Raw genomic sequence first — 17,390 nt, 5'->3', positions numbered from 1 at the left:
CAGGGAAACCGCCTCAGCGGCGCCCGTGGGCGCAAGCAACAAAAAAGCCCGGTCTCCCGGGCTTTTTCAATTGTTCCAAAATCAGAACTTAAGCGGCTGCGTTGGAAATCCAGGACGACAGCGCGGTCTTGGGAGCAGCGCCGACCTTGATGTCGGAGACTTCGCCGGCCTTGAACATGGCGAGTGTCGGAATGGAGCGCACGCCGTACTGGGCAGCGATTTCCGGGTTTTCGTCGATGTTGACCTTGGCAACCTTCACCTTGCCGGCAAGTTCAACGGAAAGTTCTTCGAGGCTCGGGGCGATCATCTTGCAGGGGCCGCACCATTCGGCCCAGAAATCCACGATGACCGGCTCGGCGGCATTCAGCACTTCATCCTGAAAATTGGAGGTATCGACTTTTACGGTAGCCATAGGCTGCTCCTTGTTTCGAAATCGGCGTTCTTCGAACGGTTGGTGAAGATGTGATAGCGGAACGCATCTTTTTCAATATTCGGTATCTCACTTCTTCGAGAGCTCCACAAGGCTCCTGTCCAGCATCTCCCGCGGCAAAGTCAGCACCGCCGGTCCCTCCGTGTAGATCAGCACGCATTGGAAGGCGTGATCCGGATAAAGTGGCGCGAGCAGCGCGCGGTAAATCGCCAGCTGCGCCCGGTAGACGAAGGGCACATCCTCCGCCGAAGCGGGTACCTCCCGGTTGGTCTTGAAATCGGCGAGGATGACCGTCTTGCCGGAGACTGCTAGCCGGTCGATGCGGCCGGATACGGCGAAATCGCGCGCGCCGAGCTTCAACGTACCCATCACCGACACTTCCGCGCGGCTCGTCGCGGAAAACAGTGCGGTCAGTTCCGGACGGTCGATCACGCTGAAGACCGAAGCCGTCAGTGCCTGCCGCTCGCTTGCGGACCAGCGCGGCACGGAGCGCGCCAGGTAGCGCTCGGCGGCGGCGGACCGTTCCTCTGGCGCGATCGACGGCAGCACCTGCAGGAACCGGTGCAGGATCGCGCCGCGCAGCAGCGACCGGTTGGCGCCGGCTTTTTGCGAGAACAGCGCCGAACCGACAATGGCGCCGGGCTCGTCCTCGTCAATCACGGCGCCTGCGCCGGAAGGGCTTAACGGACGGGGCAGATGTCGTTGCGGCGGCAAGGGCTTAAGAAGCGCGGCCGGCAAACCCACCGGGCGCGTATCTGCAGCTTCCTTGCCAGCATCCTGCGTCTTCAGGTCGCGCGCGGCGGAGGAAGTCTGCCACGAATAGCCCGTCCATTCCTGATTGCCTGCGGCGAAGGTCCGCGGCGTGCTGCGACCACGTTCGTCGCCGGACAGGCTGGTCGTTACCATGGCATGCCAGCTTTCGGGATTGGCCCGTTTGCCCTGATAGCCGCAGACGACCAGCCGGTCGGCGGCCCGTGTCATGCCGACATAAAGAAGCCGGCGATATTCTTCTTCGGCTGCAGTCTTCAGCCGAGCGGTGTCCGCGTCGATCAAGGTGTTGGACGCGGCACCCGGCGGCCGCCAGACGGGGAGCGGATTGTCAGTCTTGTGATCGTCCGGCTGGATCAGCCGAAGACCGGACACGTGCTGCGAATTGAACGCCTTGCCGCCGCCATCGACCAGGAACACCACCGGCGCCTCCAGCCCCTTGGCGGCATGCACGGTCATGATGCGCACCTCGTTGCGCTCCTTGTCCTGCTCGCGCTTGACCGTCGGTGCTTCCATTTCGAGACCGGAAATGAAGGCCTGCAGGCCCGGCAGCCCGTTTTTCTCGTGATCAAGCGCAAAGGTCAGGAATTCATCGAGAATGTCGCTGACTTCGGTTCCGAGCCGGCCGAGGAAAGCGGCCCGGCCGCCGTCATGACCGAGGATACGGGCGTAGAAATCATGGACAGGCAGAGTGCGCGACAATGCCCTGTATCGCTGCAGCTTTTGCAGGGCCGCATTGTAGCGCGCCCCCTCGTCGGCGCCGAATTCCTGCAGGCGTTGCCAGACGCTGACAGAGAGCGGGCGGTCGACTGCCAAATCGCGGACGTCGTCTTCGCTCAGATTGAACAACGGGCTTTTGAGCACGGCGGCGAGCGAAAGGTCGTCCTGGGGCAAGAGCACGAAGCGTCCAAGTGCCATCAGGTCCTGCACGGCGATATGGTTGGTGAGAACCAGCCGGTCGGCTCCGGCAACCGGAATGTTGCGGCGTGTTTTCAAAGCCCGGGTGAGAGCGTTGACGAAGGCATCTCGCTTGCGCACGAGAACGATGACGTCGCCCGGCTGCATCGGCCGCCTGATGCCTTTTTCGATCACCGTTTCCTTGCCGATCCAGTCGGCGAGCACAGCGGCGATACGTTGGGCAAGAATGTTAGCTGGCGCATCCTCGGGCGTCGCGTCGAAGGCTGCGGTCCAATCGTCCTCCTGAATGCTGTCTGCGGGCGCGATCGCATCCCATACCTCGACCAGTCCCGGATGACCGATGCGGTTGGACGCATGCACGACCGCATCGCGCCGGGCGCTGAGGCCGCGAGCGTGCAGCGGGTTTTCGAACACCGTATCGACGGCGGACAGGACGTCCTCGGTCGAGCGGAAGGAAAGCTGCAGCCGGATCGGGCTGAAGGCCCGGCCGCTGTGACGTACGCGCTTTTCCGTCTCGATGCTCTCGTCCGAGAAGCGCTCCGGTCGCGCACCCTGAAAGGAGTAGATCGATTGCTTCTCGTCGCCGACGGCAAACATCGTACGGTTACCACCACGCGCTGTTTCGCCGGAGAAGAAATCCTTCGCCAGCGACTGGATGATGGTCCACTGCACGGGGCTCGTATCCTGCGCTTCATCGACCAGAATGTGGTCGATGCCCTGATCGAGCTTGTAGTGGACCCACGCGCTGACATCGCCGCGCGAAAGCAGCGCCGCGGTGCGGTTGATCAGGTCGTCGAAATCCAGCTGGCTGCGGCTTTTCTTGATGTCCTCGTAGTCGCCGTTCAACCGGTCAGCGAGCGTGAGGGCCGCATTCGTCGCCTCGAACATAGCGACCAGGTTGAGACGATCCATGGAGGCGGCAATATGTTCGCGGGCGGCGAGGACAAGAGGCTCCAGATCCGGTGCCTTGTCGCGGATCGGTTTGGAGATGAACGCCGAATCCGCCTTCATCTTGCTGTTCTGCGTGTAGAACAGGTCTCGCAGCATGTTGAAGCGTTGCAACGGATCGGCGAGCTTGGCGACGGCGCGAAGACCTTCGGCGAATTCGATAGCCTTCGTGCCGCCTGTGGCAAGTGCGATGCCGACATAGCGCTCCAGTGCCGCACCGTTGAGACCTGGCAAGGGCCAGAATCCGGCTATCGCCGCCTCCGACGTTTCGCCGGGCGCGAGACCGAGCGCCGATCGAAGTGCCTGATCGATACCGCCCTTGTGGTTGGCTTCATCGAGGAATGACTGAATGGCGGTGCGGTTGGCGACGATTGCCGTCAGTAGCTTTTCGAGCCCGGTATCGTCGGCGAGATCGAGAACGGTCGCAAAGGCTTCCGTCAGTTCGCGGTCCTCCTCGCTTGCCGTGGCTGTGAGGTGCGCGCGGCGGGCATCGGCAAGAAGCGTCGCGGAAGCACGGTCGTCGAGCACCGAGAAATGACCGGCAACATTGGCTTCGAGTGGAAACTGGTGCAGCAGCGCTTCGCAGAAAGCGTGGATCGTCTGGATCTTCAGCCCGCCCGGCGTTTCCAGTGCCCGGGCAAACAGGCGCCGCGCTTCCTGGCGTTTCAAGAGATCCGGACGCTCGCCCTCGATCGCCGCAATCCGGTCATCCAGCGCCTCGTCGTCGAGCGTCACCCACTCGGCCAATCGCTCGAATACGCGGTTGGACATTTCCGACGCGGCAGCCTTGGTATAGGTCAGGCAGAGAATGGCAGACGGCCGGCAGCCGGATAAGAGTAGCCGGATGACGCGCTGCGTCAGCACATGCGTCTTGCCCGAGCCGGCATTGGCCGACACCCAGGCCGAACGGGCGGGATCGGAAGCAAGCGCCTGCTTGGAGGACGTCCAGTCGAGCCAGCCTTGAGGGGAGGGCTCGAGAGGACCAAAATCGTCATCCCTCATTGGCATCCTCCTCGCCTTCGGCTGTCGCCCATTCGGCAACACGGGCAAGATGATCATACTCGCCGCCGTAGTCGCGCTCTTTCTGCACAATCACGCGTGAGGCAAAGCCGTATTTGCCGTTCATCAGGGCGGTGAGGAGCCCCTTCAGCTCCTTCAGCGATTCGTCTGCCAATTGGTTTGCCGACTTGGTTTCGACATTGCCGCGCGCCTTGACGTGTTCGTTGTTGACTTCCTCAGGTTTAAATCGTTCGCCGGGTTTCAGGCGGACATAGACCAGCGACTGCGGATGTCGCGCGCCCGCGTGCTTGAAGGCGCCGGCCTTCAGCGCGGCCGCCTCGAGCGCCAGTTGCGGATCAAGCAGCGCACGCGCCTCGTTGACCGAGGGGCTGGAACCGGTCTTGTAGTCGATCAGAACGGCTCCGCCATCGCCGAGAATATCGATACGGTCGGCAATGCCGGTCAGCTTGATATCCTCGACACCGATCTCCATCGAGGCATAGAGCTCCGTATAGGATTTCCGGATATCGGCGTGGCGGGCGATTTCCCACTCGATGAACGCCTTGCCGACGGCGGCAAAGCGCGGCCGCCAGACGACGTCGATATGGGCGGGCAGCGCCTGCTCGTCGAAGGCTTCGTTGATCAGCCGGCTCATTTCCTGCGTCGCTTTCGGCGACGCGGGATCGAGATCGGCGCGGACGAAACGTTCGACGATCTTGTGATAGAGTGTGCCGCGCTCGGCCGCACCCGGATCGCGGTTAAACGGATCGATCGGCTGCAGGCGCAGAATCCGCTTGGCATAGACAGCATAGGGATCGCGCCGCAGGCGGGCGACCTCGCTGAAGGAATAGCTGCGTGGCTGCAGCTCGGGCGAAGGTCTCGGCTCCGGGCGGGTCGCCAGTGGCTGCGTAACGCCCCTGTCGAGCATGCTCGCCCAATGATGATAATCCTTGCCATTCTCGCGCAGTTTCGCTGCGAAATCATGACCGCCGACGGCGAGAAGCCGTTGCAGCCAGCGGGAGGCGACGGTCGGTGTGGCACCCTTGCGCATCGCCCGCGCCAGGATCAGCTTGCGGGTGCCGCAAGCCATCTGGAAATCATGGGCCAGCTGGCCGATGCGCCGCTCCGGCGGTTCCAGGCCGATGGATGTTTTCATGGTGCGCGACAGGAATGGATCGTTGGACGTCTGTCCGGGCCACGTGCCCTCGTTCATGCCGCCGAGAACGACGAGATCGACGCTTTGCAGGCGCGATTCCAGGGCGCCGAAGATGAAGACACGGGGATGACGCATGGAGCGCGGCTTGATCGCCTCGCTCGCTGAGAGCGCCTCCATGATGTCGCTCCATTGTGGTCCATCGGCTGTCAGCTGACCGTCGGTATCGATGACGGAGCGCAGAAGCGTCGCCAACGCTTCGCCGGCTTCACCCGACCACAGGCCGGCAAGACTGCCGTGTTCGTCGACGGCAACCGCCTCCAGCGCCACGCCGGTTTTTTCCGCCCATTCGGCAAGCGTCAGGGCCGCCGTCAGGCCGCGCCCGCTTCTGTGGTGGCGCACTAGCGTGCCCGCCATAGGTTCCGTCGCGGCGGCGATCCGCCAGGCAAGGTCTCGCGCCTGCATGATCGCCGTGTCGTCGATCCGGCCTCGCCATTCCGGCAGATGTTTTTTGCCGGTCTCGCGCCGCAGCGCCTCATCGAGAAGGACCTCAAGTTCGGAAATGTCGGCGCTACCGGTGCCGCCGCGCAGCGCCATCAGTTCCAGCGTGTCTGCCGCAGCGTTCATGACATCGGCAGGCAGGCCAAAGCGTGCCAGCGGATGCTTCAACAGCGCTGTGATCGAGACCGGATCGCCTGGCCGCAGCGCGGCTTCGAGAAGCAGCCGCATCAGGCTGCCGGGGTCGGTGGCCGAAAGCGGCGTACCGGCCGAATCATCGGCCTCGATGCCAAAACGCAGGAGCTCTGCCGCCACTCGGCGGGCAAGGTCGCGGTCGGGCGTGATCAGTGCGGCCTGGGTTTCCTCGCTGCCGTGGAGCGCTAGCCGAAGCGCGATGGCGATCGCTGTCGCCTCCTCACGCTCATTGGCGGTTTCGATCAACGCTGCATCCGCAAAGGCCGCCGTAAGCCGGCCCTGATCGACGGCGGCACGAAGAGCTGTCCAGCTGCTCGTTGCCTGCACCGGCAAGAGCGCGTGGGACATCATTTCCGCGCGATAATCGAGGTCAGCGTCCGCGGCGCCGAGCGGCTGGACGTCGCTGCGGTTGATGTCCATGCGCTTCAGCAAGCGGACGAATCCGTATTGCGGATGGCTGCGGCTGGCCGGATCACCGGTGAGTTTCGCTGTTTCCGGCGCGATCGTCGTCCATTGCGCATCGCTCATCGTCTGGTCAAGCCCGGGCAGCACGATGGTGCCGTTCGGCACTTTCTGCACAGCGGCGATCAGCTTGGCCGTTGCGGGGATGGAGCCGGTAGATCCGGCAATGATGATGGGGCCGGTCACCTTGCCGGCGGCAATGCGCTGGGTCTCTGCCTCGAGGATGGCGTTGCGGTGCCGGGCGGGCGACGATTGCTTGAGTTCCTCCAGCCGCGCCGGCCAGTAGGTGCGGGCGATTTTAAGGAATTCGAGGGTTAGCTGCCACCACAGCGCATGATCGTTTGCATCGAGATTGTCGAGCGCCTCCCAATCCAGCTCCTCGGTTTCCATCGCGTCGATGATCTCGGAGAGATTGCGGGCGAGCCAGATCGCGTCGGCAGGGCTTGCAGGGGCTATAAGCGGGCTTTCCGCGTGCACATCGACCACGGCCTTCGGCAGCTGGTTGCGCCAGGCGAGGATGAGGCGGCCAAGCTCGATCAGCCGGGCGGTGTTCGGCAAAGGCGGCGCCAGATCGAGGATCGCCGGGATTTCCGCATCGAAGAACCCACTGTCATCGTCGGTTTCGCCCAGTGCCCGGATCATCGGCAGGATGGCCGAGCCGCCGCCGAGGCAATCGACCAGTTCCGAGCGCAATACGCGCGCCGAGCGGCGGGTCGGCACGAAGATCGTGATACCGGCAAGGGCCAGCGGATCGGCTTCCGCATAGCGGAAACCGGGCACCAGTTCACCGGAACACAGTTTTTCGACCAACGTCTTCAGGAAGGGAAGACCGGGCGGAATGGTGAAGACGTTGGAAAGAGTTTCCGTCACGTCGTCACGGCCCTCGTCTGGAAGCGGCGGATCGCCTCCTCGGCCTCGTCGATCGCTTCCGGCGTTCCAACGGTGAGCCAATGGCCTTCGAGCACGATGCCGAACAGCCTGTCTCTCTCGATCGCCTTGTCGAAATAGATGTTCAGGTTGAAGGCGTTCTCTGGAGCATCGGCGAAAAGCCGGCTATGCAGGGCGATCGCGCCCGCATAGACGACCGGATTTTCCATGCCTTCCTTGTAGCGGGAAAGGCGGCCCTGTGGATCGAGCGAGAAATCCAGCTTGCCGTTATGCCCGGTCGTGTCTTCGTTGCGCACGCACAGCAGCGCCATGTCCATGGTTTCCGGATCGAAGAACGATGCAAGACGCTCGAGATTGGAAGGCGCGTCCGGCTTTTCGCCGACCCAGAAGAGATCGGCGTTCATGACGAGGACAGGGCCGTCGTCGAGCAGTTTCAAGCCCTTGGCAAGACCGCCGCCGGAATTCATCAGCGCAGCCCGCTCGTCGGAAATGACGATCCTGGGCCGGCGTCTATCCTTCAGATACGCTTCCATCTGGTCGGCGAAATGGTGGACGTTGACCGCCGCCGTCTCGACACCGGCACCCTCGATCGCATCGAGCACGTAGTCTATCATCCGCTTCCCGGCGATGGGCACCAGCGGTTTCGGCATGGTATCGGTAATGGGCCGCAGCCGGGTGCCAAGTCCCGCGGCAAGCACCATGGCGTTCTTGATGGGCATAGGCAGCACGTGATCCACTGAATTCCTGACCGGTGATTCGGGTTTCAAAGTGTTATAGCGACCTTTGCGCGTCAAGTTTGACGCGTTGCGCTTTAAAGGATTCCAGCCTTTATGCACCATTCGCGCAAGGGCGCGAGCGCTTCGTGTTCGAGCGCCACCTGAAGATAGGAAAATGTCCGCGGCATGTGCTTCATGTAGAAGGGCTTGCCGTCGCGCTGCATCAGCCGGACCCAGATGCCGACAAGCTTACAGTTGCGCTGTGCCGACATGAGATGCCAGTCGCGCCGGAACGTCATTTCATCGAAATCGCCGAGAGCGTGGCGTTCCGAGCAGTAGAGCGAGAGCATCTCGCCGCAGAGGTCCGGCTTGATCGTCACCCGCGCATCCTGCGTGATCGAGGCTACGTCATAGGCTGTAGGGCCGATCATCGCGTCCTGGAAATCGATGATGCCGACGCGGTCGAAGCCTGAGCAATCGTCGCGCCAGATAATGTTCGGCGAATGGAAATCGCGCAGCAGCAGCTTCTTTTCCGACGCGCCAAGGAGCTCGATCAGTGAATCCCAAACCAAAAAATACGTGTCGCGCTCGGCATCGGACGCGTTCTCTCCACGCTTCCAGGGAAGATACCAGTCGATCAACAGACTGGTTTCGATCTTCATCGCCGCGCGATCGAAATCGGGGATGTGGTGCGTGATGGTCTCGGACAGCGGTATGTCGCGAGTCACCGGCTGCGCATGCAGATGCGCAAGCATTCGCACGCTTTCGAGATAGCGCTCGGCAACCGGCTGCCCGTCTGCGTCGAGGATGCCCTCACTGCCGAGATTTTCGATCAGGAGAATGCCGGTGTCGAGATCGGCTTCGTAAACGTCGGGGGCGCAAAATCCCTTGTTCCGAATGTCGCGAGCAATCGCGACGAAGGCGACGACATCTTCGGCGAGATGGGCGAGCTGCTGGTAATATTTGCCATCCTGCAGGATCGGACCGGGTTTGTGGCGGGCCGAATCCATCAGAAGTCTCACTGGCTGCCCCTCGACCAGAATCCGTTCATAGGCGCGTGCCGACGCATCGCCACTGAGATGCCGGCGCCTTGCGTTGCCATATCCACGGTCTTCCAGGAAGGACCGAATTGCCAGGCTGCGCTTGACCCGCGACAAGGCCATCAGGTCGCCGGAGATGGTGACGCGACGACCATCGTCAAGGTGGGAAAAGGTGGCGGTGAGCCGAGTCTTTGGCAGCGCCGACAGCGCGTTTTCAGGCCATTCCACCAGGCAGATGCCGTCGGAGAGTGCTTCGTCGAGACCGAGTTCGTCGAGCTCGGACACGTCCGCCAGCCGGTAGAGGTCGAAATGTGAAACGGGAATGCGCAGATCGTAGCTTTGCACCAGGGTGAAGGTGGGGCTTGGCACTTCAAGCGTCTCGTCGTCGGCCATGGCGCGCAGGAAGGCGCGGGCAAGCGTCGATTTGCCGGCGCCGAGGTCGCCGGAGAGCGCCAGGCAGTCGCCCGGCTTCAAGGCCAGCGCCAGGTCCTCGCCGAGTTGGATGGTCGCAGCCTCGTCTTTCAGGAAAAGTGTAATGTCCCGCATCATTCCGCCGCTGCGAATTTCGGAAGGTCGCCCGAGGGGATGCGGCACGTCACTTCCGTTCCTTCGCCCTCGTGACTGCGGATCGACACCCTACCATGATGCAGGCTGACAAAGCTCTCGACGATGGAAAGACCAAGACCGGCGCCGCCGCGTGTCCCATGGCTTTCGAACCGGTTGAACACGGTATCGAGAACGTCCTGTGGGATGCCGGGGCCGTTGTCGGTCACGCTGAAGACGAAATCACTGCCGTCGCGGCGGCATTTCAGGCTGACGGTGCTGCCGTCGGGCGCGAAATTGGCGGCATTGGTCAGGAGCTTGATAAGGATCTGCTTCAGCCGTTGATGGTCGGCGACGAACAGGCCGAGCATGTCGGGCGTATCGATCTGCAGCGTCACGGCGCTTTCCTGCAGCCGATCGGCCATCTGAAGAGAGACTTCGTCGAGGAAGTCGGTCAGGTTGATTTCCGACAGGTCGAGCTCGACGATGCCTGCATCAACGGTGGCGAGATCGAGAATGTCGTTGACGATCGTCAGCAGTAACGAGGACGAGGTGGAGATATGGTCGACATATTCTGCTTGCCTCTCGGTCAACATGCCGAAGGCGGGCGTCTTCAAAAGATCGGCAAAGCCGATGATGTTGGTCAGCGGCGAGCGCAGCTCGTAGGAGACGTGCTGGACGAAGTCGTTCTTCAGGTGGTCGGCCATCCGCAGCGCCTCGTTCTTCTCGGTCAGTGCCCGCTCGACGCGCACGCTGTCGGTGATGTTGACGAAGGTCAGCATGGTCTGCGCATTCGGCAGCGGGATGACGGCAAAATCCAGAATGAGACCGGTACGCAGTTCGAGGATGCCCTGGCAGGACGGCCGCTCGTCGTCGAAGCTGGTAATGAGATGCGAGAACCGCTTCCAGCCGTCCGGCCGGTCGTAGGACGGCGCGCAGACCTGCTCGATGGCGCGGATGTGCGTGCCGGGCTTGGCTTCCGCCTCGGTGACGCCCCACAGCGCGCGGAAGGCCGGGTTGGACAGCTTGATGCGTCCATCCGGCCCGAACACGGCAACGCCTTCGGACAGGTGGTCGATGGTCTCGCCCTGAACCTGCACCAGCGTATTGTAGCGGGTTTCGAGATCGACCTTCTCCGTCAGGTTCTCAAACACCCAGGTCGCGCCGCCCTGCGGCCGGGCCGTTGCGAAAACGCGCAGCGTCTGGCCGTTCGGCAGGTGCCAGAGGTCGGATTGCGTGTCGATCGCCTGATAGACGGCGAGGGCATTTTCTTTCCACTGCTTCCAGTTTAATTGCTCAGGCAGCTTTGCGGCAGCGCGCAGCCGGTCGAGAATCTCGCCGTTGCCCGGCTTTCGTTCCAGGAAGCCCATGTCGAGATCCCAGAGCCTCTGGAAGGCCTGGTTGTAGAACTGCAGGCGCTGGCTACCATCGAAGATCGCAACGGGGGTGGCCAGTTGATCGAGTGTCTCGGCGTGGCTTTTCAGGGTCCGGTTCAGTTCCTCGCGAACGGCCTCGACATCCGAGACATTGATCGCCATGCCGGCCGATCCGGCCGGGCTTCTGGCATCCACGACGTCGAAGAATGTCCGGTTGCCGCGAACCACGGTGGAGACTTTTTCGCGATAAGCGGAATCATAGGTGCTGAGCGCTCGGATTTTTTCGCGCGCTACCGTCGCCAGAAGCTCGCGGTTTTCCTTCACCGCGACAGCCGGATTGACGGAATCGACCGCATCCGCGTAGGCTTCATTGGCCCAAAGGAGCGTGCCGTCGGCCCCGCGCTGCCAGACCGGCAGATCGATCGCATCGAGCAGCGTCTGAAGACTGAGCAGCGATCCATGCAGGCGATCCCGCTCCAGTTTCATTTCGGCGAGTTCTGCGCGCAAATTGTTGAGTGCGACGAAGCGCACGAATGCCCGGCCACCGGAGACACGGCCCTGGGTCTCGATGATCTCGCCGCGGGTTGTTTCGACGATCAGATCGAAGCTCTGGGCACTGGAACGCAAAAGCTCGATAGCCTTTTCGAGCTCGGAGGCAGACTGGGATTTGATCCAGCGGCCGAACGCGAGGAAATCGCGGTCATCCTGCGGAGCGCCCGTTTCGGCAGGCAGATGTCCCAGGAACTCCGGCTTGTTTGACAGCCCCTCCCAGACGACGATACGGCGGTTCTTGTCGGCGATCAGGGCCTGAAAACGCGAAATCTTGTGATTGGCGTCGGCCAGCGCCGCGTTCAGCTCGCGGTTGTCCGTTTCGATACTGCCGCGCTGGCGGATCAGCCAGATGGCGGAAATCATTGCCGCCGAGATCACCCCGATCAGGACGGAAAACGTGACGACTTCGGAGGAGTGGAAAACACTCGCCGTGGTGATGTCGCCAGCCGCCGCAAGGGCAGGGCCGGCGCCGATCGCAAGCGCGGAACTCGCCATGAACCGGCGCAGCAAGGACGGAATCCGGCCACCAGCGCGTTTCGAAGGACCTGTTTCCATGGCATGCTTCCCCGTTTGCATCACATAGGATGCCATGATCCGAAAAAACCGAATCATGGACGATCTCACGTGTCTTCAACACCTTGAAGCGTGCCCCGACCTTTCGGCGGAGCCTGTACAAGGTCTTTGCAGGGCTACGCGTCCGTTCGGACACGCGGCCCTGCAACAGTTTGACCTGCCGCATAATTTTGTCCTTAAATCGATTCTGATCTAAGGAATTAATGCAGGAGGCCGGTTGCAAATCGCCACGTCGTGCCAAATCGAAATCCTGCCGTCGGCAGGCCTCGTTCAATTTCGATTGCAGCCCGGGATGTCTCCGTCCGTTTGCCGCATAAACGACAAGACATCCCATTCGCGACGGTCTGTACCGCATCTTTGTCACGAATCATTGTCCCAAAAACATACGCCTTCGGCGAATCGTCGGAAAGGGCGAGGCAAAAAAAGAGGCCGCGATCTACTGTCAAGATCGCGGCCTCTATATGTTGTGGATTATCCGGATAAGGATTAATAGCGGTAGTGTTCAGCCTTGAACGGACCCTGCGGCTTCACGCCAATATAGTTGGCCTGTTCTTCCGAAAGTTCCGTCAGCTTGACGCCGAGTTTGCCGAGATGAAGGCGGGCAACCTTCTCGTCGAGGTGCTTGGGCAGGATGTGGACGTTCTTGTCATACTGTTCGCCCTTGGTGAAGAGCTCGATCTGGGCCAGAACCTGGTTGGTGAACGACGCCGACATGACGAAGGACGGATGGCCGGTGGCGTTGCCGAGATTGAGCAGGCGGCCTTCCGAGAGAAGGATCATCCGGTTGCCCTTCGGGAACTCGATCAGATCGACCTGCGGCTTGACATTGGTCCATTTCAGGTTGCGCAGAGCGGAAACCTGGATCTCGTTGTCGAAGTGGCCGATATTGCCGACGATCGCCATGTCCTTCATCTCACGCATGTGGTCCATGCGGATGACGTCCTTGTTGCCGGTCGTGGTGATGAAGATATCGGCGGTCGAGACGACATCTTCGAGCCGCACGACTTCATAGCCATCCATGGCGGCCTGCAGGGCGCAGATCGGGTCGACTTCGGTGACTTTGACGCGGGCGCCAGCGCCCGACAGCGAGGCTGCCGAACCCTTGCCGACATCGCCGTAACCGCAGACGACGGCGACCTTGCCGGCCATCATCACGTCGGTGCCGCGGCGGATGCCATCGACCAGCGATTCCTTGCAGCCGTACTTGTTGTCGAATTTCGACTTGGTGACCGAATCGTTGACGTTGATCGCCGGGAAGGGCAAGAGGCCCTTGGCATGGAGCTGGTAGAGACGATTGACACCGGTGGTGGTTTCCTCGGTCACGCCCTTGATCGCGTCGCGCTGCTTGGTAAACCAGCCCGGGGAGGAGGCAAGGCGCTTCTTGATCTGGGCGACGAGGATTTCCTCTTCTTCCGAGCTCGGGCTTGACAGCACGTCCTCGCCGGCCTCGGCGCGGGCGCCGAGCAGGATATACATGGTGGCGTCGCCGCCATCATCGAGGATCATGTTGGAGACGCCGCCATCGGCCCACTGGAAGATCCGGTCGGTGTAGGTCCAGTATTCCTCCAGCGTCTCGCCCTTGACGGCGAAGACCGGAACGCCACTGGCGGCGATCGCCGCGGCGGCGTGGTCCTGGGTGGAGAAGATGTTGCACGATGCCCAGCGGACCTCGGCACCGAGTGCAACCAGCGTTTCGATCAGCACGGCCGTCTGGATGGTCATGTGCAGCGAACCGGTGATACGCGCGCCCTTCAGCGGCTTCTTCGCACCGAATTCCTCGCGGCAGGCCATCAGGCCCGGCATTTCCGTCTCGGCAATGGTGATTTCCTTGCGGCCGAAATCGGCAAGGCCGATGTCCGCAACCAGATAGTCGTTCGTCGTGCTCATGAAGCTCTCCGGGCTTGAGGCCATGCACCGGGACCTGACGTGTTTACGATCCGGGCAGGGCGCACTGAAATTCGCACTTCCGGCAGGGAGCCGAGAAGTTTGGTTCTCACCTAGCAGGATTCATGAAAGGGAGCAACAGGACATAAAGAAGTCTTTATATCTTTATGTCTCTTGGTGAGCCGATTTCCGATCGAACGCGGAACCGGCTCATCCGAACAAAAAAAGGAAGCTCAGATTTCCTCGCCGAACTTGTCGGCGACCAGCGCGTCGAGGGCGTCGAGCGCCTCCTGGGCCTGCCGGCCGCTGGCGACGACGGAGATGGAACAGCCAGTGCTGGCGGCAAGCATCATCAGCCCCATGATCGACGTACCGCCGACGGTCATGCCGTCTTTCGAGACCTGGATCTCGGCGTCGTAGTCTTCCACCGTCTGGACGAACTTGGCGGAAGCGCGGGCATGCAGCCCTCGCTTGTTGATGATCAGCAATTCGCGGGAAAGCGCCACTGAGGCCACTTCGCTATTTGCCACTGAGGACACGGCTTGCGACATTGATATACTTCCTGCCTGCTTCGGATGCTTCGACGAGTGCCTTGTCCATATCGCTTTCGCCGCGGACGCCGGCGAGCTTGATCAGCATGGGTAGGTTGACGCCGGCGATGACCTCGACGGTGCCGCTCTGCATCACCGAGATCGCCAGATTGGACGGCGTTCCGCCGAACATATCCGTCAGTATGATGACGCCATTGCCTTCATCGGCCGAGAGAACCGCTTCCAGGATATCCTGGCGGCGTTGATCCATGTCATCCTCAGGGCCGATGCAGACAGTCTCGATCGACTTTTGCGGACCAACGACATGCTCCAGCGCATGACGAAACTCTTCAGCCAGCTTGCCGTGAGTGACAAGCACAAGTCCGATCATGATGTCTCCGCTCCAACTGCATCCGCTAATCTACGATGGTCAGATATCGCAATGCAGCAATTTCGTCCACCTTTGGGGCGGCCATCTTGGCAAGGAAAAGGCGAAGTGCAAGTTAAAAATCCAAAAATGCTACTTTTGAAGGCAGCATTGTCCTTGAAAATTGGCGTTTTGAGGCAAAATACGCCCCAAAATTTCGAAGGAATTCAAGCCTTCTCCGAAGGGAAGGCGCAACAAGGGTAAAAAATTGCCTGCCGGAAGGGCAAACACCTCGTTTTCAGGCGCCAGGCGCGGTTCAAACGGCGACTTGACGGGCTGAACGGCGAAATCCATCACAGCGGCGGCTATCGTCTCCACCTGAACAATGCCGGCGCCGCGGATCTCGGCCAACCCGGCGATGGAGGCGGGCCGGCGGGCGAGGACCCTGCCATTTCGCACCGAGATCAGCACCTGGTCATCCGATACCAGGGCGCCAAACAATCCGCTTCCTCTCGCTGCCGCCAGACAGGAGAGCGCCAAGGCCGTCTTGCCTGCGCCGGAGGGGCCGACGAACAGGAAACCACGGGTCCCGAGCACGATGGCAGTAGCGTGAATATTGACCGCTTCGTCCGTCATGCGTTGGTCTCGACTGGTAACGACAGGATGAAGCGCGCGCCGGTGATCCTGCCGCTCGCGTCCGTCATGTTCTCGGCTTTCAGAGAGCCGCCATGGGCTTCCGCGATCTGGCGAGAGATCGACAGGCCGAGGCCCGAATTCTGGCCAAAATCCTCGCCTTCCGGCCGGTCGGTGTAGAAGCGTTCGAAGATCCGGTCGATGTCCTCTGCCTGGATGCCGGGTCCGTTGTCCTCGACATAGATCAGGCAGCGGCTGCGGGTTCGTGTCAGGCGCAGGATGATGCGGCCGCCTTCCTCGGGCACGAAGGAACGGGCGTTTTCGATGAGGTTGGTGATGATCTGGCCGATCCTGAGTTCGTAACCGGCGACATCGAAGCGGGCCCTCGGATTGTCCTTGCGCTCGACGACAAAGCTGAGTTGCACCGGTTTCTTGCCGCCGCGTATCTGCCGGGAAATATCGACGAGATCGCCGACCAGTTTCTCCAGATCGATGGCCTTGGCGTCGCTGCGGGCAAGCTCGGCATCGAGCCGCGAAGCGTCCGAGATATCGCTGATCAGGCGATCGAGGCGGCGCACGTCATGCTGGATGACATCCATCAGCCGCTTCTTTGAATCGTCCGTACGGGCGAGCGGCAGGGTTTCGACGGCGCTGCGCAACGATGTCAGCGGGTTTTTCAGTTCGTGGCTGACATCCGCGGCAAAATTCTCGATCGCGGCGATACGGTCGTACAGCGCCGTGGTCATTTCGCGCAGGGCAACCGAAAGATTTCCGATCTCATCCTGGCGCGAGGAGAAATCCGGGATTTCCTCGCGCTCTTTGGCGCCGCCCCGCCGCACGCGAATGGCCGCGGCCGAAAGGCGCCGCAGCGGATTGGCGATCGTGCTCGACAGCAGCAAGGACAGGATGACGTTGACCAAGGCTGCGACACCAAAGACGCGGATGATGGCAAGCCGCTCGGCATGAACGATCTTGTCGATATCGCCGGCCTGCGTCGACAGAAGAAGAACGCCGAGAACGGCGCGGAACCGCTGGACGGGGACCGCGACAGAAACGATCAGTTCACCCTTTTCGGTCATGCGCACGACGGCGCCGCGGACGCCGGTCAGTGCATTCATGACCTCCGGATAGATGGCGCCGTTGCCGCCTGGCGGTTCCTTGTAGAGCGGCAGGTTGCCTGGCTGCAGGACGCGATTGAACCACGAATTCAGCCGCTCGGACCATGTCACCGATTCCGGTTCGATCGGCGGCAGGTCGAAACGCAGCACCTGTCCGCCGGTATAGAGGTGGCGTGAATCCAAGAGCAGGTCTGCATCGGCGTCGAACAGGCGGGCGCGGGTGCGGGTCGGCGAGATCAAACGCCGCAGAACCGGTGCCACACGTTCCTGATTGATTGGAAATTCGAGATCCTCGTCGCTCGGCAGCGGCGTTATGCTCTGTCCGGCCTGCAGTTCCAAGAGCTTTTCCGGATCGATGGTGATCGAGTTGGTATCGACCGACGCGGAAGCCGCGATGGCGCCGGCAATGATCTCGCCCTGCGTCAACAGGCTTTCGACGCGCGCGTCGATCAGTCCTTCGCGGAACTGGTTCAGATACATGATGCCGCCGACAAGGACGACGAGCGCGACCAGATTGAAGAACAGGATACGGCGCGTCAGGCTCGAAAACACCGCATTGCCGAAGATGCGGCGAATCAGCGTGAAGGGATGCGCCCACTTCCGGCCGGAGGCGGATTTTACGTCGCTGTCTTCCACATCGATGTTTCGCAAGACTTCGACCAAGCCTTCCACTCCCGCTCGCGCGGCTCCTGCATATCAATGGCAGATATGGCTGTTATCGGCGAAAACCTATCTGCGGTTCGCCCCGGCGCGGAGCCGTATCATACAGTTCCGCGACAAACCATGCCAGTGTGGCCGC

At 61.5% G+C, this 17,390-nt stretch carries 11 protein-coding genes; all 11 read right to left on the bottom strand.

Features of this window, described 5'->3' with window-relative positions:
• Positions 1–88: 88 nt before the first annotated feature.
• The 11 genes from trxA to ACSQ2W_RS07510 all read right to left on the bottom strand — a co-directional run bounded on the left by trxA (position 89) and on the right by ACSQ2W_RS07510 (position 17,254).
• Positions 89–412: a thioredoxin gene (gene trxA / locus ACSQ2W_RS07560; protein ID WP_018327141.1), complete on the bottom strand. Its 324-nt coding sequence runs from the start codon at positions 410–412 to the stop codon at positions 89–91.
• Positions 413–499: 87 nt separating this feature from the next.
• Entirely contained in the window at positions 500–4,066 is a 3,567-nt protein-coding gene (gene addA, locus ACSQ2W_RS07555) for a double-strand break repair helicase AddA (protein ID WP_436085702.1), read from the bottom strand.
• Positions 4,056–7,241, bottom strand: a complete 3,186-nt coding sequence (gene addB, locus ACSQ2W_RS07550; protein ID WP_436085701.1) for a double-strand break repair protein AddB — start codon at positions 7,239–7,241, stop codon at positions 4,056–4,058. The genes addA and addB overlap by 11 nt, the downstream gene beginning before the upstream one ends.
• Entirely contained in the window at positions 7,238–7,978 is a 741-nt protein-coding gene (locus ACSQ2W_RS07545; RefSeq protein ID WP_436085700.1) for a nucleotidyltransferase family protein, read from the bottom strand. The genes addB and ACSQ2W_RS07545 overlap by 4 nt, the downstream gene beginning before the upstream one ends.
• A gap of 92 nt (positions 7,979–8,070) precedes the next feature.
• The gene (tsaE, locus tag ACSQ2W_RS07540) at positions 8,071–9,561 is read right to left on the bottom strand and encodes a tRNA (adenosine(37)-N6)-threonylcarbamoyltransferase complex ATPase subunit type 1 TsaE (protein WP_436085699.1); all 1,491 of its coding nucleotides are present in this window, start codon (positions 9,559–9,561) and stop codon (positions 8,071–8,073) included.
• Positions 9,561–12,041 (bottom strand): ATP-binding protein, encoded by a 2,481-nt coding sequence (locus ACSQ2W_RS07535; RefSeq protein ID WP_436085698.1) that lies wholly within the window; start codon positions 12,039–12,041, stop codon positions 9,561–9,563. The genes tsaE and ACSQ2W_RS07535 overlap by 1 nt, the downstream gene beginning before the upstream one ends.
• 504 nt (positions 12,042–12,545) lie before the next feature.
• Positions 12,546–13,946: an adenosylhomocysteinase gene (ahcY, locus tag ACSQ2W_RS07530; RefSeq protein ID WP_436085697.1), complete on the bottom strand. Its 1,401-nt coding sequence runs from the start codon at positions 13,944–13,946 to the stop codon at positions 12,546–12,548.
• A gap of 230 nt (positions 13,947–14,176) precedes the next feature.
• Positions 14,177–14,494 carry an HPr family phosphocarrier protein gene (locus ACSQ2W_RS07525; protein WP_436085696.1) on the bottom strand — a complete coding sequence of 106 codons (318 nt, stop codon included), beginning with the start codon at positions 14,492–14,494 and terminating at the stop codon, positions 14,177–14,179.
• A complete protein-coding gene (locus ACSQ2W_RS07520; protein WP_018327133.1) occupies positions 14,463–14,864 on the bottom strand; it encodes a PTS sugar transporter subunit IIA in 402 nt (133 codons plus the stop codon). The genes ACSQ2W_RS07525 and ACSQ2W_RS07520 overlap by 32 nt, the downstream gene beginning before the upstream one ends.
• Before the next feature lie 129 nt (positions 14,865–14,993).
• Positions 14,994–15,476: an HPr kinase/phosphorylase gene (locus tag ACSQ2W_RS07515; protein WP_436085695.1), complete on the bottom strand. Its 483-nt coding sequence runs from the start codon at positions 15,474–15,476 to the stop codon at positions 14,994–14,996.
• A complete protein-coding gene (locus tag ACSQ2W_RS07510) occupies positions 15,473–17,254 on the bottom strand; it encodes a stimulus-sensing domain-containing protein (RefSeq protein WP_436085694.1) in 1,782 nt (593 codons plus the stop codon). The genes ACSQ2W_RS07515 and ACSQ2W_RS07510 overlap by 4 nt, the downstream gene beginning before the upstream one ends.
• Between the last annotated feature and the right edge of the window lie 136 nt (positions 17,255–17,390).

Origin of the sequence: Pararhizobium sp. LjRoot255 (assembly GCF_964252905.1) — a bacterium.
Classification (GTDB): domain Bacteria; phylum Pseudomonadota; class Alphaproteobacteria; order Rhizobiales; family Rhizobiaceae; genus Pararhizobium.
The sequence above is the reverse complement of the archived record's forward strand: the minus strand, read 5'-3'. Positions and strand labels throughout refer to the sequence as shown.